The 22,664-nt window shown below is 75.5% G+C and carries 16 protein-coding genes; 6 read left to right on the top strand and 10 right to left on the bottom strand.

Annotated features, from left to right (window positions below; translation table 11 throughout):
* Positions 1 to 23 precede the first annotated feature (23 nt).
* The 3 genes from OUQ99_RS21505 (at position 24) to OUQ99_RS21495 (ending at position 4,408) form a co-directional block, all read left to right on the top strand.
* Positions 24 to 1,679, top strand: coding sequence for a thiamine pyrophosphate-dependent enzyme (locus OUQ99_RS21505; protein ID WP_267945599.1), 1,656 nt, complete (start codon positions 24 to 26; stop codon positions 1,677 to 1,679).
* A gap of 63 nt (positions 1,680 to 1,742) precedes the next feature.
* Positions 1,743 to 3,044, top strand: a complete 1,302-nt coding sequence (locus tag OUQ99_RS21500) for a M20 family metallo-hydrolase (RefSeq protein WP_267950439.1) — start codon at positions 1,743 to 1,745, stop codon at positions 3,042 to 3,044.
* Positions 3,041 to 4,408, top strand: coding sequence for an NAD-dependent succinate-semialdehyde dehydrogenase (locus OUQ99_RS21495; protein ID WP_267945598.1), 1,368 nt, complete (start codon positions 3,041 to 3,043; stop codon positions 4,406 to 4,408). Before OUQ99_RS21500 ends, OUQ99_RS21495 begins: the two co-directional genes overlap by 4 nt.
* A 98-nt stretch (positions 4,409 to 4,506) precedes the next feature.
* On the opposite strand, the gene OUQ99_RS21490 is transcribed toward OUQ99_RS21495, so the two are convergent.
* The 5 genes from OUQ99_RS21490 to OUQ99_RS21470 form a co-directional block, all read right to left on the bottom strand.
* Entirely contained in the window at positions 4,507 to 5,103 is a 597-nt protein-coding gene (locus tag OUQ99_RS21490; protein WP_267945597.1) for a GNAT family N-acetyltransferase, read from the bottom strand.
* A 374-nt stretch (positions 5,104 to 5,477) separates the two neighbouring features.
* Positions 5,478 to 7,415 (bottom strand): FAD/NAD(P)-binding protein, encoded by a 1,938-nt coding sequence (locus OUQ99_RS21485; RefSeq protein WP_267945596.1) that lies wholly within the window; start codon positions 7,413 to 7,415, stop codon positions 5,478 to 5,480.
* 162 nt (positions 7,416 to 7,577) lie between these two features.
* Positions 7,578 to 8,897 carry a winged helix-turn-helix domain-containing protein gene (locus OUQ99_RS21480; RefSeq protein ID WP_267945595.1) on the bottom strand — a complete coding sequence of 440 codons (1,320 nt, stop codon included), beginning with the start codon at positions 8,895 to 8,897 and terminating at the stop codon, positions 7,578 to 7,580.
* Positions 8,898 to 9,071: 174 nt separating this feature from the next.
* Complete coding sequence (locus tag OUQ99_RS21475) at positions 9,072 to 10,013, bottom strand: MBL fold metallo-hydrolase (RefSeq protein WP_267945594.1); 942 nt, start codon at positions 10,011 to 10,013, stop codon at positions 9,072 to 9,074.
* A 116-nt stretch (positions 10,014 to 10,129) separates the two neighbouring features.
* Positions 10,130 to 11,053 (bottom strand): LysR substrate-binding domain-containing protein, encoded by a 924-nt coding sequence (locus OUQ99_RS21470; RefSeq protein WP_267945593.1) that lies wholly within the window; start codon positions 11,051 to 11,053, stop codon positions 10,130 to 10,132.
* Between the two features lie 213 nt (positions 11,054 to 11,266).
* On the opposite strand from OUQ99_RS21470, the gene OUQ99_RS21465 reads away from it, so the two are divergent.
* The 3 genes from OUQ99_RS21465 (at position 11,267) to OUQ99_RS21455 (ending at position 15,301) form a co-directional block, all read left to right on the top strand.
* Positions 11,267 to 12,055: an enoyl-CoA hydratase/isomerase family protein gene (locus OUQ99_RS21465; RefSeq protein WP_267945592.1), complete on the top strand. Its 789-nt coding sequence runs from the start codon at positions 11,267 to 11,269 to the stop codon at positions 12,053 to 12,055.
* Between the two features lie 50 nt (positions 12,056 to 12,105).
* Positions 12,106 to 13,842, top strand: coding sequence for an acyl-CoA synthetase (locus OUQ99_RS21460; protein ID WP_267945591.1), 1,737 nt, complete (start codon positions 12,106 to 12,108; stop codon positions 13,840 to 13,842).
* Positions 13,843 to 13,978: 136 nt separating this feature from the next.
* Positions 13,979 to 15,301: an MFS transporter gene (locus tag OUQ99_RS21455; RefSeq protein WP_267945590.1), complete on the top strand. Its 1,323-nt coding sequence runs from the start codon at positions 13,979 to 13,981 to the stop codon at positions 15,299 to 15,301.
* Positions 15,302 to 15,362: 61 nt separating this feature from the next.
* On the opposite strand, the gene OUQ99_RS21450 is transcribed toward OUQ99_RS21455, so the two are convergent.
* The 5 genes from OUQ99_RS21450 to OUQ99_RS21430 all read right to left on the bottom strand — a co-directional run bounded on the left by OUQ99_RS21450 (position 15,363) and on the right by OUQ99_RS21430 (position 22,598).
* The gene (locus OUQ99_RS21450) at positions 15,363 to 16,271 is read right to left on the bottom strand and encodes an aminoglycoside phosphotransferase family protein (protein WP_267945589.1); all 909 of its coding nucleotides are present in this window, start codon (positions 16,269 to 16,271) and stop codon (positions 15,363 to 15,365) included.
* 192 nt (positions 16,272 to 16,463) lie between these two features.
* Positions 16,464 to 17,051, bottom strand: a complete 588-nt coding sequence (locus OUQ99_RS21445; RefSeq protein ID WP_267945588.1) for a DUF488 family protein — start codon at positions 17,049 to 17,051, stop codon at positions 16,464 to 16,466.
* A 5-nt stretch (positions 17,052 to 17,056) separates the two neighbouring features.
* Entirely contained in the window at positions 17,057 to 17,278 is a 222-nt protein-coding gene (locus OUQ99_RS21440) for a DUF2945 domain-containing protein (protein ID WP_267945587.1), read from the bottom strand.
* 307 nt (positions 17,279 to 17,585) lie between these two features.
* On the bottom strand, positions 17,586 to 20,897 hold the full coding sequence (locus tag OUQ99_RS21435) for a right-handed parallel beta-helix repeat-containing protein (RefSeq protein ID WP_267945586.1): 3,312 nt from the start codon (positions 20,895 to 20,897) through the stop codon (positions 17,586 to 17,588).
* Positions 20,898 to 20,963: 66 nt separating this feature from the next.
* Positions 20,964 to 22,598 (bottom strand): hypothetical protein, encoded by a 1,635-nt coding sequence (locus tag OUQ99_RS21430; protein WP_267945585.1) that lies wholly within the window; start codon positions 22,596 to 22,598, stop codon positions 20,964 to 20,966.
* Positions 22,599 to 22,664: the final 66 nt, after the last annotated feature.

Here is a 22,664-nt window from a genome sequence, read left to right as displayed (position 1 = left end):
CCAGGAAGAAGGCACCGCCCCTCATGTCCACCACCGACCCCGCCCGCCCGCGCTCGGCGGGCCACCTCGTCGTCGCCCAGCTCGAACGCGAGGGGGTCCAGCGCGTCTACGGGGTACCGGGGGAGTCCTACCTCGACGTGCTCGACGGCCTGCACGACTCCTCCGTCACCACCGTGGTCACCCGCCACGAGGGCGGCGCCGGGTTCATGGCCCTGGCCGAGGGCCGGCTCACCGGCCTCCCGGGCGTCGCCATGGTCACCCGCGGGCCGGGCGCGGCGAACGCGTTCATCGCCGTGCACACCGCCCACCAGGACGCCACGCCGCTCGTGCTGTTCGTCGGGCTGATCCCCGTCGCCGACCGGGGGCGGGAGGCGTTCCAGGAGTTCGACCTCACCGCGTGGTTCGGCAGCACCGCCAAGGCCGTGGTCACCCTGGACGACCCGGCCGCGGCGGCCCGGGTGGTCTCCGACGCCGTGCGCCTCGCGCGCTCGGGCCGCCCCGGGCCGGTCGTGGTCGGCCTGCCCGAGGACGTGATCCGGCTCTCCGCCGGGGGAGCGGACACGGTGGAGCCCCGCGCGCTGCCGTCCGGCCGCCCGGACGCCGACGCGCTCGCCCGGGCCCTCGCCCGCGTCGACCGGGCCGAGCGGCCCGTCGTCGTCGTGGGCGGCGAGAACTGGACCGACGCGGACGGCGCGGCGCTGGCCGCCTGGGCCGCCGCCCGCGACATCCCGGTGCTCGCCGACTTCCGCGCCTACGACGCCGTGCCCCACCGGCTGGACGGCGCCGACAGCCCCTACGCGGGCTCGCTCGGCTACGGCCGCTCCGACGCCGCGGCCGCACTCCTCGACGACGCCGACCTCGCCCTCTTCGTCGGCGCCTGCCGCACCGACGTGCTCAGCGACGGCTACACCCGGGGCGGCCGGGCCGAGACCGTCGTCGTCCTCCCCGGCGAACCCCTCGGACACAGCGGGCGACTGGACCAGCACCTCGTCGCGGACCCCGCCGGGTTCGTCGCCGCCCTCGCCGAGGCCGGGGGCGCACCGGTCCGGCACGACCCCGGGCGCCTGGCCGGGGCCCGGGACGCCCACACCGCCTTCTCCACCCCGGTCGCGGCGGCCGACGACGGGGGCTTCGTCGACCTCACCGCCGCCATGGGCGTGCTGCGCGAGGAGCTCGACGACGACGCCGTCATCACCTACGGCGCGGGCAACCACGCGGTCTGGCCCGCCCGTTACCTGGAGCACCGGTCCGCCCGCTCCCTCCTGGCGCCCCGCAACGGCGCGATGGGGATGGGCATCCCGGCCGCCGTCGCCGCCTCCCTCGTGCAGCCCGGGCGCCAGGTGGTCTCCGTCGCCGGGGACGGGTGCTTCCTCATGAACGGCCAGGAGATCGCCACCGCGATCGGCTACGGTGCGGTGTTCACGGCGATCGTCGTCGACAACGGCGTCTTCGCGACCATCCGCGAACACCAGGAGCGGCACTACCCGGGGCGGCCCTCCGGCACCCACCTCACCAACCCCGACTTCGCCGCACTGGCACGCTCCTACGGCGGGTACGGGGAGACCGTGACCGCCACCGCCGACTTCCGGGGCGCCCTGCGCCGGGCCCTGGAGAGCGGGCTCCCCGCGGTCCTGCACGTCAGGCAGGACCCCGCGGTCCGCGCCCCCGGCGCCTCCTGACCCGGGGCCGGCGCCCCGCACCGACACCACCCACCCGTGCCCGACGAGCAGAGGAACGAGGCCATGACCTCCAGCCCGCCCCGACCGCCGCGCGACCCCGCGGCCGACGACGCCCGCTTCCTGCGGGACTTCGAGACCATGAGCTCCTTCGGCGCCACCCCCTCGGGCGGCGTCGACCGCCAGGCGGCGAGCGAGGCCGACAACGCCCAGCGCCGCTGGTTCGCGGGCCTGCTGGAGGAGAACGGGCTGCGCGTCGTCTACGACCGCGTCGGCAACCAGTTCGGACTCCTGGAGCGCGTGCCCGGCGCCCCCTACGTCGTGGTCGGGTCCCACATGGACTCGCAGCCCACCGCCGGGCGCTACGACGGCGCCTACGGGGTCCTGGCCGCGGCCCACGCCGTCTTCCGCATCGCCGCCGAGGACGGTGCGGAGGCGCCCCCCGTCCACAACCTGGCCGTGGTCAACTGGTTCAACGAGGAGGGCTCCCGGTTCACGCCGTCCATGATGGGCAGCGCCGTCTACACCGGCAAGCTGCCGCTGGAGACCGCCCTCGCCGCGAGCGACAGCTCGGGCACCACGGTCGCCGAGGCCCTGGCCCCCACCGGGTTCCTCGGTGACGGCGACGGGCCGGAGGCCGTCCTGTGCGCCGAGATCCACATCGAGCAGGGGCGCCTCCTGGAGAACTCCGGCACCACCATCGGCCTGGTCGGCGCCAGCTGGGCGGCGAGCAAGTACGAGATCACCGTCCACGGCGAACAGGCCCACTCCGGCGCCACCGCCATGGAGGACCGCCGCGACGCGCTCGTGGGCGCGTCCATGCTCGTCGTCGCCGCGCGCGAGCTCGCCGACCGGTTCCCCGGCGTCCTGCACACCGCCGTCGGCCGCCTCGACGTGTACCCCAACTCCCCGGTCGTGGTGCCCTCCCGCGCCACGCTCCTGCTCGACCTCCGCTCGCCCGACGAGGCCGTCCTCGCCGAGGCCGACGAGCTCCTGCTCGCCGAGGTCGCCCGCGTCGAGGCGGCCGCGAACGTCACCGTCGAGCGCACGCTCTCGCACTCCTGGGGCGTCAACCCCTACCAGCCCGAGGGCGTCGAACTGGCCCGTGCCAGCGCCGAGCGGCTCGGCCTGCGCAGCGGTGAGATCATGACCGTCGCCGGGCACGACTCGATCAACATGAAGGAGCGCGTGCCCACCGTGATGCTCTTCGTCCCCTCGGCGGGCGGGGTCTCCCACAACGAGGGCGAGTACACCGAGGACGCCGACCTCCTCGCCGGACTGGAGGTGCTCACCGACGTGACCCGCCGCCTGGGCGCCGGAGAGCTGGAGAACGCCGCACCCCACGTTCCCGGAAGGAACCGAGCATGACCGAGTACGCCGTCACCGACCCCGCCACGGGACGCCTCGTCAGGAGGTTCCCGACCGCCACGGACGCGGAGGTCGACACCGCCGTCGAAGCCGCGGGGAGGGCCTTCCGGACCTGGCGCCTCCGCCCCGTCGCGGAGCGCGCCGCGTACCTGGCCGCGGCGGCGGAGCGCTACCGGGCCGACCGCGAGCGCCTGGCCGGGATCATCACCCGGGAGATGGGCAAGACCACGGCGGAGGCGCTCGGGGAGGTCGACCTGTGCGCCCGGATCTACGACTACTACGCGCAGAACGCCGCCGCGTTCACCGCCGACCGGGTCCTGGACGTGTCCCACGGGACCGCGACCGTGCGCACGGAGCCCATCGGCGCGCTGCTCGGGATCATGCCGTGGAACTACCCCCACTACCAGGTGGCGAGGTTCGCGGCGCCCAACATCGCGCTCGGCAACACCGTCCTGCTCAAGCACGCGCCGAGCTGCCCGGAGTCGGCCGGGGCCGTCGCCGGCCTGCTCGCCGACGCGGGCCTCCCCGAGGGCGTCTACACCAACCTGTACGCCACCGAGGCGCAGTGCGTCCGGATCATCGAGCACCCGGCGGTCCAGGGGGTCTCGCTCACCGGCTCGGAGCGGGCGGGGCGCGCCGTCGGCGAGGTCGCCGGGCGCGCGATGAAGAAGACCGTGCTGGAGCTGGGGGGTTCCGACCCGTTCATCGTCCTGCCCGACGCCGACCTGGGGCGCGCGGTCCGCGCCGCCGTGGCCGGGCGGATGGGCAACGCGGGCCAGGCGTGCACCGCGTCCAAGCGGTTCATCGTGCTGGACGAGGTGTACGACGCGTTCGTGGAGGGGTTCGTGGACGCGGTCGCGCGCCTGAGGGTCGGCGACCCCACCGAGGAGGGGGTGGACCTGGGGCCGCTGTCCTCGGAGGCCGCGGCCGTGCACGTCGCCGGCCAGGTGGCGGACGCGGTCGCCCACGGCGCCACCGTCCTCACCGGCGGGGGGCGCCCCGACCGCCCGGGCGCGTTCGTCGAGCCCACGGTGCTCACCGGGGTCGCCCCCGGCACCCGCGCCTACCGGGAGGAGATCTTCGGCCCGGTGGCCGTGGTCCACCGGGTCGCCACCGTCGACGAGGCCGTGGAGCTGGCCAACGACACCCCCTACGGCCTGGGCAGCGTCGTGTTCGGGGAGGACGAGGAGGCGGCCCTGGCCGTGGCCGACCGGCTCGACGTGGGCATGGTGTCGGTCAACGCGCCGTCGCGGACCCAGGCCGACCTGCCGTTCGGCGGGGTGAAGGCGTCCGGGGTGGGGCGCGAGCTGGGCGAGTACGGCATGGCCGAGTTCGTCAACCGCAAGCTCCTCCGCACGCGCTGAGCACGTCCGGCCCGCCCGGGGCCGTGCGCCCGTCCCGTGCGCCCCTCCCACGCGCGGCCCCGTGCGGGTCCGCCGGGGGAGCGCGGGGCCGCGGCGTCTCAGCCCCCGGACTCCCACCGCACCTCGCCGTCGGCGTCCCGGCGCGGGGCCGGGGCCATGCCCAGCCGTCGCGCCACCCCCGCCGAGGCTCCGTGGCGGGGGTGGACCCACGCCCCGAACCGGCGGACTCCGCGGGCGGACAGCCAGTCGCGCATCCCGAGGGCCGCCTCGGCGGCCAGGCCCCGCCCCTGGTGGGGGACGCCGACCGCCCACGCCAGGTCCGCAGCCGGGCCCGGCGCCCCGAGCACCACGGTGGCCTGCACGAACCCCGCAGGGCCGCTCCCGTCGCGGGGGCACAGGATCCAGTTGAACCACGACTCCTCCCCGCCGGGGGACCGCCCGGCCGACTGGAGCTCGTAGCGGCGCCGGAGGCCGTCCGCGGTCGGCGGTCCCCCGCCGGTGAACGCGTACAGCGCCGGATCGGCCAGCACGGGGAGCATCGGGCCCGCGTGGTCCGGCGTGAGGGGTTCCAGCACCATCCGCGCGGTCGTGATCTCCTCCGGCGCGGGCGGGGACCACGGTGCGGGGGCACGCCCTCCGGAGCCGGGCCCCTCCGACGGGCGGGGCGGGTCCTCCGCCGGTCGCGCGTCCGCCATGTCCGACCTCCTGTCCGCGGCCCCTCCGGGGCGGCCGGCGGGCGCCGGACGTGACGGAGCCTCCCCCTCCGGGGCCGTCCGCGTCAACCGGGTTCCGTGGTCGCAGGGGTCGGCCGCTGCCGGACAAAAGGAATCTACAATGTAAACCTCCGGCCTGTGTCGGATACCGGTCGGGGGGTGAGGGACCGGGGAGGACCGGTGGCGGGCCGTTCCGGGAGGGAGCCGGCCCGGGCTCCCCGGAACTCCCGGACCCGGACGGAACCGCGACGCGAGGGGCGGGCCTCACGGGACGGGCGCGGTCGGGGCGGGCGTGGGTCGTGGCGGAGCGGCTCCGAGCGGACGGGCCTCAGGGGACGGGACCGCCGCCCGCCCCCTCACGGGCGCAGGCCGCCCAGGACGGCACGGGCGATCGCGTCGTTCTGCCGGAAGAACCCGGCGTTGGTGCGCGGACGGGAGAACCCGCCCGCTCCCACGCCGCCGGCGACCAGCGCGCCCGCGCCGAACCGGGCCGGGTGCGGCGTCCCGTCGGCGCCGCGCAGCCGCTGGTCGGCCGGGTCGGCGTCGACGAGCCCGGTGCCGGGCCGCTCGCGGATCTCCCCGCGCTGGAGCAGGGCCAGCAGCAGCGGGTCGGTCGTCCGGGACAGCGAGGGTTCGGGCAGCCTGGCCTCCAGGAGTACGGAGGCCCCGACCGTCGCGTCCGTGCTGGAGGACCTGGCCAGGAAAAGGCCCTCGGGGGTGTCCACCTCCATGTCGGCGCCGACGAACCGCAGGACCCCCGCCCGGGCCAGCGCCAGGAGCTCCTCCAGCCGGGGGCCGGGCGGCCCGCTGGCCAGGTAGCTGAAGAACCCGGTGAACCGGGGCAGGTCCCGCGCCGCGGACTCCTGGGAGATCCGTCCGGAGCCGATCGCCTCGGAGATCACCGTGAACACCGACAGCAGCGCGAAGAAGACCGCCAGGTCCATGCTGTACCGCTGGTCGCGCCGCCGTTCGAGGTCGGCGCCGATGTAACCGTCCAGCCACGCGCCGAGCGCGTCGTGGTCGGCGAACCTGAGTCCCGCCAGCGGCCGGTCGATCCGCCCGGCGTCGAACCGGTCCCCGTCCTCGCGCACCGCCTCGGAGACCAGTTCCTTGAGCTGGGCCCCCGACCAGTCCAGGGAGTCCAGCCGCCGGACGAACTCCTCCGCGCCGACGTCCAGCCGCTCGGGGTGCGACAGCGCCAGTTCCCGGTAATGGGCGTGGGCCAGCTCCCGCACGACGAGCGGCCACACGTCCTCCCGGAGGTCGAGGGGGTCGGGGCCGAGCGCGTCCAGGGCCCGCGTGCTCACGTGCCTCGGCAGTTCGGGGCGCGCCCCGGGCAGGTGGTAGCGGATCTTGGAATGGTAGGGCACCCCGCGCCGCGATCCGGCGTGGAGGACGGGCTCGGAGCCGGAGGGGGAGTAGCGCAGGGTCCCGTCCGGGTCCCTGCGGAAGACGCCGCCCCTCCCGGAGGTCAGCAGCACGACGGTGTCCACGAACGCCAGTCCCATGCCGCGCACCAGCGCGGGTTCGCCGGGCGGGACCGCGTCGAGGGAGATGTCGGCGGTGGAGGCGGTCGGTATGTGGACGAGGCCGTGCGCGGCGGCGTGCCGGGCGAGCTCGCGCTCCTCCTCGGTGGGGCCGGTGCCGGCGGAGCCCTGCGCCAGGACGACGGCGTCCGCGTCCAGGGTGTTCCCGGGAGCCGGCGGGCGGCCCGTGCCGGCGGTGCGGTCCGGGACCGGATACGGCGGGCGGTCGAGGAACAGGCGCTGGCGCCCGTCGGCCAGGTCGCGCAGGTCCACCACCCGTGCGGCCACGGAGCGGACGGCCACCCTCCCCGGGGCCCGCTCGGCCACGTGGTGGAAGACCCAGGACAGGTACCGGCTCTGGAACCTGCGGGTGGCGAACCAGCCGGGATGGACCCGGCGGGCCTCGGCGAGGTCGGCCGCGTCGGCCGTGAACCCGGGCGGCCTGTGCAGGCGTCCCGCAGCGAGGTCCTCGGCCCACTCGGTCAGCGTCGGTCCGGGGACGACGGGCCCGGAGCACACCACCGACGCGTCGGTGAACATCGTGCAGTCGTTCGCCGTGGTGTTCATCCACAGCCGGGGCGACTGCGCGCGCCGCCAGATCCGGCCGCCGCCGGGCGGGTGAGGATCTACGACGCAAACCTCGAGCATCGTGTCGGGGAGGAGTTCGTGGACATTGGCGGTGATCCGTTCGAGGAGGGAGGTGGCCCTGGGGCCCGCGCCGACGAGCGCGATACGGAGCGGACGCCGGGGGAGCGCTGTGGTGGTCACCCCCATGAGGCTAATGCATACTAAATAGGTAGTAAATATCGGAAATGAAGGATTGTTCGCGGTCCGGGAGCGGAACCGCTACGCGAGGGGCGGGTGGGCCCCAGGGGACGGGCGCGACCGGGGAGGTCAGGGGTCGTGGCGGAGCGCTCCGAGCGGGCGGCCTCAGGGGACGGGCGCCGCCTCGACCCGGCGCAGCGTCTCCCGCCAGGGCTCGGGCACCGCGCCCGAGCAGACCACCTCGCGCGCCCCCAGGAACCCGGCCAGGTCGGCGACCGCGCCCGCGACACCCTCCGCGGCGTCCGCGACCTCCTCGGCGGAGGCCGGGTCCGGGGACGGGGCGGCCCCGGCGTCCGGGCCCGCCGCCCGGACCCCGGCCGCGCCGGGCTCGGCGTACACGTTCTCCAGGTCCAGGACGCCGCGCCGCCTGTCGAACCTCGGCGCGATCCTGCCCACCAGCCGGTCGCCGTGCAGGACCGGCAGGACGTAGTAGCCGAACTCCCTCCGCGCCTTGGGCACGTACATCTCGGTGCGGAAGCGGAAACCCCACAGCAGCTCGGTCCGCTCGCGGTCGCAGAGCAGGTTGTCGAACGGGGACAGCAGCACGGTCCTGGGCCCCCACGCCTCCCCGCCCACGGTCTCCAGCAGCGGGAGGACGTCCGCGTGCACGAACCACGGCTCTCCCGGGTCGGCGCCCTCGACCCGGGCCCGCACCGCCCGGCCGTCCGCCACCAGCCGTTCGAGCGCCTCCGGCAGCGCGTCGTACCGGTCGCGGACGAAGTGGTTCGCGACGTCCCTCGCGCGTCCGGCGCCCAGGGCCCGCAGGGCGTGCTCGGCCGAGAGCGACACGATGTCCGCGTCCGGCAGCTCGGTCCGGTCGGTGCGCTCGGGCAGGCACCGTTCGGCCAGGTCCCACAGGCGCTTGCCGCCCTCCCGGCCCGCCACCATCACCCGTCCCTGGGTCCACAGCAGGTCGAGCATGCGCTCGACGTTGCGCCCCTTCGTCCATCCGCCCGACTCCCAGGGCAGCGCGGAGCGGTCCTCGAACCCGCCGACGGGCAGGGGCCCCTTGTCCTCCAGCCGCTGGAGGACGTGCTCGCGCAGTTCCGCGTTGGCCTCGACCCAGGCCACCAGCCGCCGTCCGTAGGCGGAGACGCCCCTCGGATAGCGGCGCATCAGCCCCCGGTGCAGCGCGTAGTCCTCGGTCAGCACGATCGACGCCGCGTGGGCCCAGTACTCGAACAGCCAGCGCTCGTCCCACAGGAGGGCGTCGAGGTCGGCCCCGTCGAACCGGCCCACCCTGCTCCACAGGACCAGCAGGTGGCTCCGGGCGACCACCGCGACGGGGTCCAGCTGGAGGCAGCGCAGCGCGCGCAGGACCTCGCGCAGCCCGTCGGCGTCGGCGGCGGGCCGGGGACCGGCCAGCCTCTGGCGGGTGATCGCGAGGCGGCGGACGGAGCGGCGGTCCAGGTCGAGGGGGCGCACGGAGGCTCCTGGGGAGAGGGGGTGGAGGGCGGGACGGGCGCCTCGTGAGGCGCCGCGTCCCCGCCAGTGAACCGCGCGCCGACGACGTTTTGGGGCCGGGAGGGCGGTCGGCGCGCTGTACGGGCTCCGGGAGGGGGCGGGGCGGTTCCTGTCGCGCCGGTCCCGGTGACCGCGTCAGAGCCGGGTGGGGAGCGGTCCGCCGTTCCACTCGACGGCGTCGGACAGCGCCGCCGTGAGGTCCATGGCGGTGCCGGTGAGGTCGGCGTGGGCGCGGTGCAGGTTCAGGGCGATGCGCTCGGCGTCGTCCCAGTCGCGGAACTCGCCCAGGTCGCAGGCGAGGGCGGTCTCCAGCGGTGTGTGCCCTCGGGCCACCCCGGCGCGCGCGGTCTCCAGGACGAACCGGTAGTAGCGCTCGTGGGCGCCCAGCACAGCGTCGAGCTCGGCGGCGCCGAACAGCGGCCCGTGTCCGGGGACCACGTGGTCGGGCGCGAAGGCGTGCAGCCACTCCAGGGAGCGCAGCGCGCCCTCCAGCGAGCCCATGAACACGAGCGGGGTGAGGCCGTGGAACACCAGGTCACCGGTGTACAGCACCCGCTCCTCCGGCAGCCACGCCACGACGTCGCCGGGGGTGTGCGCGGTGTACCCGGGGTGGAGCAGGTCCACGCGCCGCCGGCCGGTGTACACGGTCAGCCCCCGGTCGAGCACGATCGACGGGGCGCGCCTGCTGACCCCGCCCCAGTCGGGGGAGGGGGACCAGAACGGCGGGCAGGCGTCGAAGAACGGGTCGTGGAGCAGGGCCTCGCGCATGGCGGCCTGCCCGATGAGCGCGGTGGAGTCGGGCAGCAGGCTGTTGCCGTAGGCGTGGTCCCCGTGCTGGTGGGTGTTGACCGCCCACCGCACGGGGGCGCCGCCGGTGGCGCGTGCCAGGGCGCCGAGGAAGCGGCTGGTGCGGGCCTCGGTGGCGCAGGTGTCGATCACCAGGAGGCCGTCCTCGCCGGCGACCGCGCCCGCGTTGTTCACCCACCAGGTGCCGTCGGGCTGGACCCACGCGTACACGCCCTCGACGATCTCGGTCAGGGCCGCGGCCTCGGGGCCGGCCGGTGCGTTCGAGCCCATGGTGGTGGTCTCCTCACGGAACGTGCGTGCGGTCGGGGGAGCAGGTTACCGCCGGCGGGCGGGGGCCGGTGACGGGGAGTCCGGTCCCCGGACGCGGCCGGCCCCGGGGCGGTCCGCTAGTCCGGTCCCGGCCCGGGGTGGGGCTGGACCACGTGCCCGGCGGCCTCCAGGCCCGCCGTCGCGGCGGCCACGAAGACCGCCACGCTCGCGTGGCGCCGCCGGGGCGGCCACACCACCGACGTGCGCCAGGCCAGCGGGTTCCCCTCCAGAGGTGACCACACCAGGCCCTCGGGGAGCCCGCCCAGGGGCCTCTCGTTGAAGTGCACGCCCCGCCCGGCCATGACCAGGCCGTTGACGAACAGCGGGTTGCGGGCGTGCCGGATCGCCCCGGGGCGGAACCCCTCCGAGCTGCACGCGGACATGACCTGGTCGTAGAGCATCGGCGCCATCGCCCGGGGGAAGACCACCAGCGGCATCCCGTTGAGGTCGCGCAGCCGCACCGGCCCGCCCCCCGCCAGCGGGTGCTCGGCGGGCAGCAGGACCCCCAGGGCCCGGTGGGCCACCGGGCCCGACTCCAGGCCCGTGGTGTCGGAGGGGTGGCGCACCACCCCGGCGTCCAGGTCGCCCTCGCGCAGCGCCCGCAGCTGCTCGTCCGTGGTGAGCTCGTGCAGGTCCACCAGCACGTCGGGGGCGTTGCGCGCCAGCTCCGCGACCAGGGTGCGCAGCGTGGCGGGCATGGTGTCCGGCGGGATCCCCGCACGCAGGATCCCGCTCTCCCCGGGGCGGATGCGGCGCATGGCCTCCAGGGCCGACTCGGTGCTCTCCAGCACCGGCCGGGCGTGCTCCAGCAGCAGGGCCCCGGCCTCGGTCAACCGCACCTGGTTGCGGCCGCGGTCGAACAACCGCACGCCCAGTTCGCGCTCCAGGTCGCGGATGCGCTGGGACAGCGGCGGCTGGGCCATGTGCAGCCGGGCTGCGGCCCGGCCGAAGTGCAGCTCCTCGGCGAGCACCGTGAAGTAGCGCAGGTGGCGCAGTTCCATGCGGGGACCCTACCGGTCATATCACTGCGATATCGCGGGAGGTCCCAACTGGTGTTGGACGCCGGCGGCGGTGAGCTGTTGTGATGTCGTTCATAGGGCGGAGGGCCCGGGTTCGCCCGGGGACCACCGGGGAGCACCGGCTCCGCCCGATCCTCCGGCGTACGCGACCCCGTCCGCCGCACCCCTGCTTGTGAATTCGTGAAAGGCATCGGCATGTCACCGAACGACGACCTCGTCCTGGCGCACCGCGAACCCCTCGCCGAGGGCCACGCCACCGTCATCACCCTCAACCGCCCCGACAAGCTCAACGCGTGGACCGGCGCCATGCGCACCCGCCTGGTCGGGCTGTTCGAGGAGGCGGGCGCCGACGCCGACTGCCGCGCCGTCGTGCTGACCGGCGCCGGCGCCGCCTTCTGCGCGGGCCAGGACCTGGCCGAGACCCGGGACATCGACCCGGCCGACCACGCCGCCGCCGAGGCGTGGATCGACGACTTCGACCTGCTCTACAGGGCCCTGCGCGGCATCGACAAGCCCACCATCGCGGCGGTCAACGGCGTCGCCGCCGGCTCCGGGTTCCAGTTCGCGCTCCTCGCGGACCTGCGCGTCGGCCACCCCGGCGTGCGCATGGGCCAGCCCGAGGTCCGCTCCGGCATCCCCAGCGTCACCGGCATCTGGGCCATGTGGGACATCCTCGGCAAGGCCCGCACCATCGAGTTCACCCTCACCGGCGAGCTGGTCGACGGGGACGAGGCCCACCGTCTCGGCCTGCTCACCCGGCTCGTCCCCGGGCGGGACGAGGTGCTCCCCGCCGCACTCGCCCTCGCGGACTCCCTCGCCTCCCTGCCCCCCGGCGCCGTCGCCCTCACCAAGGCCCGCCTGCGCGAGATCGACGACGAGGCGCTGACCGACTCCATCACCGCGGCCAAGAGGGTCCACGCCCAGGCCTACGCCAGCGGCGAGCCCCAGCGGGAGATGGAGCGGTTCCTGGCCAAGCGCCGCTGAACCGCAGCTCCACCACCGACGCCACAGCAGGAAACAGGGGAGACCACCCGATGACCACCACCGGAACCGAGGACGGCACGCACTCCGGAGCCGGAGCCGGAGCCGGGGCCGCGGCCCCGGGCACCGCCGTCCCGGACCCCGCCCAGTCCCCGGCCGCACCCACCCCGGAGGCGCTCGCCGAGGGGGACCGCCTCTACCGGCTCCTGTGCGAGGAGCAGGACTGGGAGGCGCCCGAGCGCTACAACATGGCGGTCGACGTCGCCGACCACCACCCCGGCGACCGCGTCGCCCTCGTCTTCGAGGACCACACCGGCCACCGGGAGGAGGTCACCTGGGACCGGATCCGCGACCGGGCGGCCCGCGTCGCCGCCCACCTGCACGCCCTGGGCGTGCGCAAGGGCGACCGGGTGGCCGTGCTGCTGCCCCAGCGGCCCGACACCCCCGCCGCCTACCTGGGCGTCCTGCGCACCGGCGCCGTCCTGGTCACCATGTCCCCGCTGTGGGCCGACGACCCCATCGCCTACCGGCTCGCCGACTCCGGCAGCACCGTCCTCGTCACCGAGAACGCCTCCCTGGGGCGGGCCGCCGACGCGGTCGCGGCGGTCGCCTCCCTCGGCGGTGAGGGGGCCGGCGACGCGCCGTCCCCGGCCGACGTGCGGATCGTGGACGTGGACGACCCCGCGATCGCCGCGTGCGAGCCCCGGTACGAGGCGGCCGCCACCGCCGCCGACGACCCCGCCCTCATCTTCTACACCTCCGGCACCACGGGCCCCGCCAAGGGCATCGTGCACGCCCACCGCACCCTCCTCGGGCACAACGAGTTCCGGTACTGCCACGACCTGCGCCCCGGCGACGTGTTCTACGGCGCGGGCGACTGGGCGTGGTCCATGGCCAAGCTCATGGGTCCGCTGCGCGTCGGGGCCACCCACCTGGTCTACCGCCCCCGGGCGGGCTTCGACCCCGAGGGCCTGCTCGCCGCCATGTCCCGCAACCGGGTCACCACCGCCCTGGTCAACCCCACCCTGCTGCGCAAGCTCCGCGCCGACGTCCCCGACGCCGGGCGGCGCCACCCCCAGGCACTGCGCGTGGTGTGCTGTTCCAACGAGCCCCTCACCACCGACCTCATCGCCTGGTTCCGCGAGCAGTTCGGGGTGACCCCGCTCGACTACTACGGGTCCACCGAGTCCTACCCGCTGCTGGGCAACCTGCCCGGCGTGCCGGTCAAGCCCGGTTCGGTGGGGCGCCCGCTCCCCGGGTGGGAGGTCGCGCTCCTGGACGCCGACGGCAACGAGGTGCCCGAGGGCGAGCCGGGGGAGATCTGCCTCCGCGCGCGCAGCAACCCCCAGTTCCCCCTCGGCTACTGGAGGAGGCCCGACGCCTCCGCCGAGAGCTTCGGCGGCGACTGGTACCGCACCAAGGACCAGGCCACCCGCGACGCCGACGGCTACTACTGGTTCCTGGGCCGCACCGACGACGTCATCAAGACCTCCGGGTACCGGGTGGGCCCCTACGAGGTCGAGGCCGCCCTGCGCGAGCACCCGGCGGTCGCCGACGCGGGCGTGGTCGGCCTGCCCGACCCGCTGCGCGGACAGGTCGTCAAGGCGTGGATCGAACTCGCCGACGGGTACCGCCCCGGCGACGACCTCGCCGACGAGATCCGCGCCTTCGCCCGCGAACACCACTCGCGCTTCGCCTACCCGCGCCTGATCGCCTTCGCGGAACGCCTCCCCCGTTCCGCGACCGGCAAGGTCCAGCGCGCCGAGCTGCGACGACGCGACACGGTCTGAGAGACCGGTGCGGCGGCGGCCCCCGCCGCCGCACCCGGCCGCGCCAGGCCACCCCGGCGGGCCGCCCCGTCTCTTGTCCCCCCTAACATCGATCCCGGGCCAGGCCCGGGCAGTGAGAAAGAGGAGTTCGGGTACGGTGCTGAACGATCAGGAAGCCCCCGCGACGCCACCCCGGGACATGGGCGGCGTCCGCCGCCGCGTCACCGTGGCCACCGCCATCGGCAACTTCGTGGAGTGGTTCGACTCCGGCGCCTACGCCGTCATGTCGGCCACCATCGCGGTGCTGTTCTTCCCCAACTACGACCCCGCCGCCGCGCTGCTGGCGACCTGGGCGATCTTCGCGGCGGGGTTCGTCGCGAGGCCGATCGGCGCCCTGTTCTTCGGCCACTACGGCGACCGCATCGGCCGCAACCGCGCCCTCGCGCTGAGCGTGCTGTGCATGAGCGGCGCCACCCTCGGGATCGGCCTGCTGCCCACCTACGCGGCGATCGGCCTCGGCGCCCCGCTGCTGCTCCTGCTCATGCGCACGGTCCAGGGCTTCTCCACCGGCGGCGAGTACACGGGCGCCTCGTCCTTCATCATGGAGTACGCCCCCGAGGGCCGCCGCGCCCGGTACGCCAGCGCCGTCCCCATCACCGTCGGCGTGGCCGCGGTGGTCGGCTCCGGCGTGGGCGTGCTGCTCACAGGCACCCTCAGCGAGGAGGCCCTGATGTCGTGGGGCTGGCGGATCCCGTTCCTGATCGCGGGCCCGCTCGGAGCCATCGGCCTGTACCTGCGCTCCCGCCTGGACGACACCCCGGTCTTCCGCGAGATGGCCGCGCAGGAGAACACCACGAAGAGCCCGCTGCGGCAGGCCTTCCGGGTCTCCGGGCGCCAGATGTTCACGCTGTTCGGCTACAGCATCACGAACGCGGTCGGCTACTACTTCATGAGCTCGTACATGATCAGCTACATGTCGGAGTCGCTGGACTACACCAAGACCCAGGCGCTCATGACCAGCGTCGTCGCGATGCTCGCGTACACGGCGGCGTGCCCGCTGATGGCCACGGCCAGCGACCGCTTCGGCAGGCGGCCCATGCTGATGGTCGCCTGCGGGGGGTTCGTCCTGCTGACCTACCCCGCGTTCCAGCTGATGTCGACCGGGCTGGCCGGGGCGCTGGTGGGGACCTCGGTCCTGGCCGCGCTCGTCGCCGTGATCGGCACGTCCAACGTGCCGATGATGGTGGAGATGTTCCCCGCTCAGCTGCGGGCCAGCGGCTCGGCGGTCGGCTACACCGCCGCGTACGTGCTGTTCGGCGGCACCGCGCCGTTCGTGGCGACCTGGCTGGTCAGCAGCACCGGCAGCGCTCTCACGCCGGCGTTCTACCTGGTCGGGGTGGCCGCGATTAGCCTCCTGGTGGTGCTGACCCTGGTGAGGGAGACCAAGGACCTCTCGCTCACCCGCACCACGCTGCGCTGACGGGAGCGCCGCCCGGTCGGCGGCGCCGGTCCACGAGGGCCCGTGCCGCCGACCGCCCTCCTCAGCCCCGGGCGAGGCGGCGCAGCGCGGCCCGGGCCGGCGGCCCCCAGGTGTCGTGGCCGCCGGGGCGTCCGCGGACGCCGGCCTCGCCGACGAGCACGCCGCCGAGGGCGCACAGCACCGCCCAGCCGCGGGCACGGCGCAGGGTCGCGGGGTCCGAGGCCGGGCGGTAGGCCCGGTGGAAGCGGTCGAGCCCGCCGTCCGGCAGCAGGATCCAGGCGGCGGCCAGGTCGCAGGCCGGGTCGCCCGCGCACAGGTCGCCGAAGTCGATCACCCCGCACAACGCGCCGTCGCGGGTCAGGACGTTGGCCGGGTGCAGGTCGGCGTGCAGCCACAGCGCCGGCCCCTGCCAGCGGGGCGCGGCGACCGCGTCCTCCCAGACCGCGCGCACCGCCTCCGGGTCCTCGACCAGCCCCTGGGCTGTGGCCGAGGCGAACTGTTCGGCGAACTGCTCTGCGTGGCCGGCCAGGGGGCGCCGGCTCTTGCGGTTCACGGGGGCGTCCTCGGGCGCGGGCCGGTGCAGGGCCGTCAGGAAGGCCGCCAGGTCCTCGGCCGCACGGGCGGCGTCCGTGACCGGGGCGCGGTCCGCGGGCGTGCCCGGCACCCAGGTGGTCACGGCCCAGGGGCGCTGGAACCGCGCACCGGGCATGCCCAGGCGCAACGGGACCGGGACCGGCAGCGGAAGGCACGGCGCCAGGGAGGGCAGCCAGGCGAGCTCCCCCCGCACCAGCGCCTCCGCGGAACGCGGCGTCCACGGCAGCCGCACGGCGAGGTCGTCCCCGAGCCGCCACATCTGGTTGCCCGCGCCCCGCGTGCCCGAGTGCAGGGGACGGTCGGCCAGGTCGGGGTGCTGTTCGCGCAACAGGTCCCGGACGAACTCCGCTGTGAGGCCGAGAGGGGGGTGCGTCATGGCCAGAAATGTAGCCCACGGGCCCGGCCCGCGCGCGGGCGGGCGGTGCGGAGCAGACGCGCAGGGGCGCGGACGCCCGTCGTCCCCGGCCGGGTGGTCGGGGGCGGCGGTGGTCGCAGCGGGGTGCGGTGCGGCGGCGCCCCGACCCGCCGGACCGCCCGGAGCACCCGGCCCGCCCGGGGGCGGGCTGCGTCACCCCCGGGGGGACGCGCCCGTCGGGGCGGACCCGGGGCCGTGCCCCTCCGAGGGCGGTGCCGGATAGGTGACGACGCGGTCGGTGCGCACGACGGCCCCCGGGGTGAGCCGGGCGGCGTCCACGCGGTGGCCGCCCATGATGTGGAGGACCTCGTGGCCGTGGGCGAGGAGGTGGTCGGCGATGATGCGCCGGTGGCACCGCCACCACACCGCCTCCGCGCACATCACGGCGGCGCGGTGGGCCGCGCCCGCCGCGCGCAACCGGGCGAGCCCCGCCCCGAACTCGGCCGAGAGCCCGTGGTCGGCGTAGTTGTGGAAGCCGCGGTTGCGCCAGAGCCCGTTGACCTCGGGGGGCACGCCCCCGGCGACGGGGCGCCGGCCGCCGAGCTCCGCGACGCGCTCGTAGCGCACGCCGAGAGCGCTCAGGGCCGTGGAGAGCGCCTCCTCGTCGAACTGCGGGTTGCGGCGGGAGCCCGGAAGCCTGCGCACGTCGACCACCGCCTCCACGGCGGCCTCCTCCAACAGGGCGGCGAACTCCTCGAACGTGCGGTCGGAGTGGCCCACGGTGAGGAACGGCGGCGCCATCGCGGCTAGCCGCCGCCGGACGTCCGGGTCAGGGCCCCGTCCTTGTGAGCCGCCGTGCGGCCGGTCCTGTCGCTCTCGATCTCGTACTGCGGATCGTCCTCGGACGCGCGGCGCGTACGGCCCCGGAACGTGAAGTCGCCGGTGTGGACCCTGGTGATCGTGCCGGACACCCGTCCGGCCTCGGAGTTCCAGCTCACATGGTCGCCGACGTCGAAACGGCGTGTCATCGCGCACCCTCCTCCGGTCGTGGCGGGACGGACCCCCGACATACCCCGGACGACCCCGGGGTATGCGGGCGGGGCACGCCGCGGGGCCCACCGCCGGGGAAGACGCCTCGCTCCCCGGTTCGGTCCCGGGTCTCCCCGTCTACCGGGCGGCGCCCGGTGGACGCGGGCGGGGGCCGGGCGCCGGAGCGGTTGCGCCGAGGTCGGCGGGGGCGCGCCCGGCCACGGTCGGTCCGTGCCCGGCCCCTCCGGGAAGGGGCCTCCGGGCCGTCCTGCCGCCCGGGACACACCGCCCGCGGGGCCGACGGCCTCAGCGGGCCGGGATGTCCTCGGGCAGCAGGGTGGTGAAGTCCTCCATGGTGGCGTTCTGGACGCCGTTGACCAGGCGGCCCGCCTGCCGGGTGATCATCCGCTCCAGCACCTGGCGCGCGTAGCGGGCGTTGCCGAAGTTCACGTCGCGGACCACCCCCGAGAAGTGCTCGTGCAGGGCCGCCGTCGTCGCCTCGCCGCAGGTGTACCCCGAGCCCTTCGCCATGCGCTGGACGATGGTGACCAGCTCGTCGTCGCTGTAGTCGGGGAACTCCACCTGGTGGTTGAACCGGGAGGCCAGACCGGGGTTGGAGTCGAGGAAGCGCTGCATCTCGTTGGTGTACCCGGCGACGATGACCACCGCCTCGTCGCGGTGGTCCTCCATGAGCTTGACCAGGGTGTCGATGGCCTCCTGGCCGAAGTCGTTGCCCGATCCGCGCGGCGCCAGCGAGTAGGCCTCGTCGACGAACAGCACGCCGCCCTTGGCCCGCTCGAACACCTCGGCGGTCAGCTGGGCGGTGTGCCCGACGTAGCGCCCCACCAGGTCCGAGCGTGCCGCCTCCACCACGTGGTCGCCGCGCAGCACCCCGAGGGCGTGCAGGAGCTTGCCGTACAGGCGGGCCACGGTCGTCTTACCGGTACCGGGGGGACCGGCGAACACCAGGTGGTGGCTCATCGGCGCCACCTGGAGCCCCATGGCGCGCCGCTGCTGCGACATCAGCAGCAGGTTGGCCAGGTCGTTGACGGTCTCCTTGACGCTCGCCAGGCCGACCATGGCGTCCAGTTCCTCGCGCAGGGCCGCGATCCCGTCCGCCGTGCCGCCGAGCTGCTCCTCCTCGGCCGCATCCCCGAGGTCCTCGGGCAGCAGGAGCGTGAGCGAGTCGGGGCTGTCGGGGATGGTCCCGCCCAGCCGGTACGCCTGGCGGTCGATCATCTCCTCGAAGAGCTTGCGGGCCTCGCGGCCGTTGCCGAACGCCGGGCCCTTGGGCACCCGCTCGAAGTGGGCGAGCAGGGCCGCCTCGGTCTCCTCCGCCATCCGGTAGCTGTGGGAGACGCACATGTTGCGCACGATCTCCGTCAGCTCCTCGGCCGCGTAGTTGGTGAACTCGATGGTCCGGCTGAACCGGGAGGCCAGGCCGGGGTTGGTGTCGAGGAAGCTCTGCATCTGCTCGGTGTAGCCGGCGACGATCACCACGACCTCGTCGCGGTGGTCCTCCATGAGCTTGACCAGGGTGTCGATGGCCTCACGGCCGAAGTCGGGGCCGCCGCCGCTACCGCCCTCGCTGCCGCTCGCCAGCGTGTAGGCCTCGTCGACGAACAGCACGCCGCCCTTGGCCCGCTCGAACACCTCGGTGGTCTTGATCGCCGTGCCGCCCACGTACTGCGACACCAGGTCGGCGCGGGCGACCTCCACCACGTGCCCGTAGCGCAGGACGTCCAGTTCGGCGAGGATCTGCCCGTACAGCCGCGCCACCGTGGTCTTGCCCGTGCCGGGGGCGCCGCCGAAGACCAGGTGGCGGCTCATGGGCGGCGTGGGCAGACCCATCTCGGCCCTGCGCTGGGCCATCTGGTTGCGGGTGACGAGCGTCTTGACCTCGTGCTTGACCCCGGCCAGGCCCACCAGCGCGTCCAGCTCCTTGAGGGGGCCGACCTCCTCGGAGTCCTCGTCCTCCTGCACGGGGGCGGGGGCCTCCGGCATCGGGACGGGTGCGCCCGCCAGGTCGCCGAACGCGTCCGGCGCCCCGTTGCCGCGGCTGAGCAGCTCCTCCGTGCGCATGCTCTGGCTGGCGACGGTCTGGCGCAGACCGGAGCGGCCGTTGTCGCGCACCGAGCAGTCCTCCACCACCACGTCCTCGGCGGAGTGCACGAGGATGCCGTCGGCGCCGTTGCCGAACACCTCGCACCTGCGCAGCGTGGCGGTCGCCTTCGCCGCCACCAGCACGCCGTTGCGGCGGCCGTTGTACACCCGGGTGCGCAGCACCGTCGCCCGGCCGCCGGCCCGCACGGCGATACCGTCGCCCGTGCACTCCGACACGTCGCAGTCGCGCACGTCGGCGGAGCCGTGCGCGCCCACCGAGATCCCGGCGTCGCGGCTCCCGGAGATCTGCACACCGGTCAGCAGGGGCGCCCCGCCCTCCTCCACGGACACGGCGCTCTTGCCGGTGCGGTCCAGCGTCACGTCCTCCAGGCGTCCGCGCCCGCCCTTGCCGAACACCACGCCCTGTCCCCGGGTGTTGTTGATCGCGGTCCCGCGCATGAAGGGGGCGCACTCCTCGACCACCACGCCGGGGCCGGCGGTCCCGCTGACCAGGCCGCGGTCGAACTCCACGACGCTGTCGCCGCGCAGGCTCAGCCCCTGCCCGCCGCGTACGACCAGGCCGAGGAAGGCGGTGGAGGCCCGCTCCGCGGCCTGCACGGCGTCGCCGCCCGACTCCTCCACCTCGCAGTCGGTGAAGGTGCCGCGCGCCCGCCCCGACAGGTGGATCGCCACGTTCTTGGCGCGCACCACGCGCACCCGCGCCACCTGCGGGTCCGCGCCGTTGTGCACGACGACGCCGCGCCCGCCCACGTCCTCGAACACGCAGTCCTCCACGACCGGGCGGGAACGGCTGGACACGACCAGTCCGTCGCCCTCGGTGTCGTGCACGCGTGTGCCCAGCAGCGACGCGGCGGAGCCCTCCTCCAGCGCCACCGCGGGCTTCTTGGTCCCCGAGATCTCGCAGTCCCGGATCGTGCCCCCGGACTGTCCGCTGGCGAACACGCCGTTGCCCCCGGCGTCGCGAAGCACGCAGGAGCGGATCGTGGGGCGCGCCTGCTCGCCGATGACCACGGCGCTGGTGTCGACCTCCTCGACCACGCAGTCCTCGATGACGCTCGGCCCGGAGGAGGTGATCACCACCCCCGCGCCCGCCGAGCACGTGACGCGGCTGTCGCGCATGGCGAGCGCGCCGTCGCCGCGCACCGACACCGCGGTCCAGGACGCCCCCTCCACCTCGCAGTCGGCCATCTCCAGCTGCCCGAGGGGGATGTCCACCGCGGGGTAGTCGGCGTGGCGGCCGCGCAGGACCAGCCCGGACAGCTTGACCGCCTCGGCGCCCGAGACCACGGCGCAGCCGGAGCCGGTGGTGATCTCGACGCTGCCCAGGCCGTCGCGGGCCATCAGGGTGACCACGTCGCGCAGGACGAGGCTCTCCTCGTAGCGGCCGGGGGCGATGGTGATGAGGGCACCGCTGGCGGCGGCCTCGACCGCCTCGGTGATCGTCGCGTGCCCGTCCTGGGCGCCGGCGTCGACGGTGAGGAGCTGCCTGGTCATCGGTGTCTTCCTAGATCGGGGGAGGGGAGGTGGCGGGGCGGCGGGGGCCGCCCCGCCGGAGGCGGGTCAGGAGCAGGACGCGCGCACGGCCGAGGCGGCCACGTGCGAGCTGCTGTGCTCCTGGTCCGCGAGGGCGTCGGCCCCCGCGTTGGTGAGCTTGACGGTGAACTCCTCCGTGGGAGAGGTGAACCCGGTCACCTGGACCCATCCGCCCCGGATCCCCGCCTGGTCGATCCCGAAGACCGCCACGGGCGACCCCTCGGCCGAGGGGCCGGAGAAGAGCTGGTAGCGCGCCTCCCCGGGGGAGATCCACAGCGGGCTCTCGTCGTCGGGCACATGGACGTAGAGCTCGCACGCGACCCCGGCCTCCCCCGGGGTGAACGTCCAGGTGGCGTACTGGCCGTTGCCCTGCTCCGGGTCGCCCGAGACGGGAAGCGCCTCGTAGCCGCCGTCGCAGCCCTCCTGAGAGTACCCGCCGGGCCGTGTGGCCCAGCTGGCGGTGCCCTCGGCGCTGTCCCAGCGCCCCTCGTTCGCGTAGGAGGAGCCGGGGGAGTCCTGGCAGCCGGGCCCCGCGACGGCGAGGAAGGGCTCCGGTTCCGAGCCCCCCGTCATCGCGACGGAGTTCTCCAGGACGGAGCCCCCGCCCTCCGAGGGCGGCGGGTCGGCGACCGGGGCGTCGGCGGACGCCGACCCGCCGTTCGCCGTGTCGCCGCTTCCGGAGGCCCCGCCCTCCCGGGCGGTGTCGCCGGTTCCGGTGGTGTCGGCGAGGGGGGCGTTCATCTGCTCCGTCGCCGGGCCGGTGCCGGTGTCCCCGGTACCGGTGTCGCCGGTACCGGGGTCGCCGTTGCCGGCGCCCTCTCCGGCCGCCCCGTCGGTCTCACCCTCCCCGGAGGTCCCGGCGCCCTCGTCGCCTCCGGTCGCCGCGTCCTCCCCGGCCGTGCCGTCCGCGGCTTCCTCGCCGGCGGGGGGACCGGCGGCCGTGTCACCGCCTTCGGTCGCGGCGCCCCCGGCCCCGGGCTCCCCGGCGGCGGTCGTCTCGCCCGCGCCGTTCCCGGCCTCCTGGGCTCCGGACGCGCCCGGGTTCTCCCGCGCGGCGGGGGCGGTCTCCACGGGGTTCTCCCCGCCGGTGGCGCCGGCGCCCGGGTCGGGCATCGTCGGGGCCGCGGCTCCGTCCCCGCTCACCTCGGGGACGTAACCGGTCTCCTGGGGCGCGGCGCCCTGTTGGGGCACGGCCGCGGCGCCCGTGTCCGCCGGAGCGGCTCCGGACCCACCGCCGCCCGAGCCGCCCGCTTCGGCGGTGCCCGAGGACGGGCCGCCGGCGCCGCCGGCGTCCGAGGCGAGCGGCGTCGCCTCCAGGGTCACCCCGGGCACACCCGCCGTCATGGCGAAGGGTGCGGCGACCAGGAGCAGACCCGCGATGGCGGCGCCCGCCAGGGCGGGCTTGCCCGGACGGTCCAGGGCCACCTCCGGGGCCTGGGGGGCGGCCGGTTCGTGCAGGGCGCCGGTGATCCGGGGAGCGGGAACGGCCTCGGCCGCCCCCTCGGCGGCCCCGGTCGGGGGAGCGGGCGCGATGTGCGCCGCGGAGCCCGCGGCCCCGCCGGAGACCGTGCCGTCGGCTCCACCGGAGAGCGCCGTCCGGAACTCGGACTCCGGTGTGGGACGGCCCTCCGCCGCGCCGCGCGCCTGCGCACTCTCAGACATCGGAACTCCTTCTCGGGGGCCCCGGGCGGCCGCGGGAACGGCCGCCCGGGGAGGTGGGGGTGGGGT

The organism is Streptomonospora nanhaiensis, assembly GCF_026642255.1.
Lineage (GTDB): Bacteria > Actinomycetota > Actinomycetes > Streptosporangiales > Streptosporangiaceae > Nocardiopsis > Nocardiopsis tropica.
Note: the sequence above shows the minus strand (reverse complement) of the source record. Positions and strands in the feature narration are given on the sequence as shown.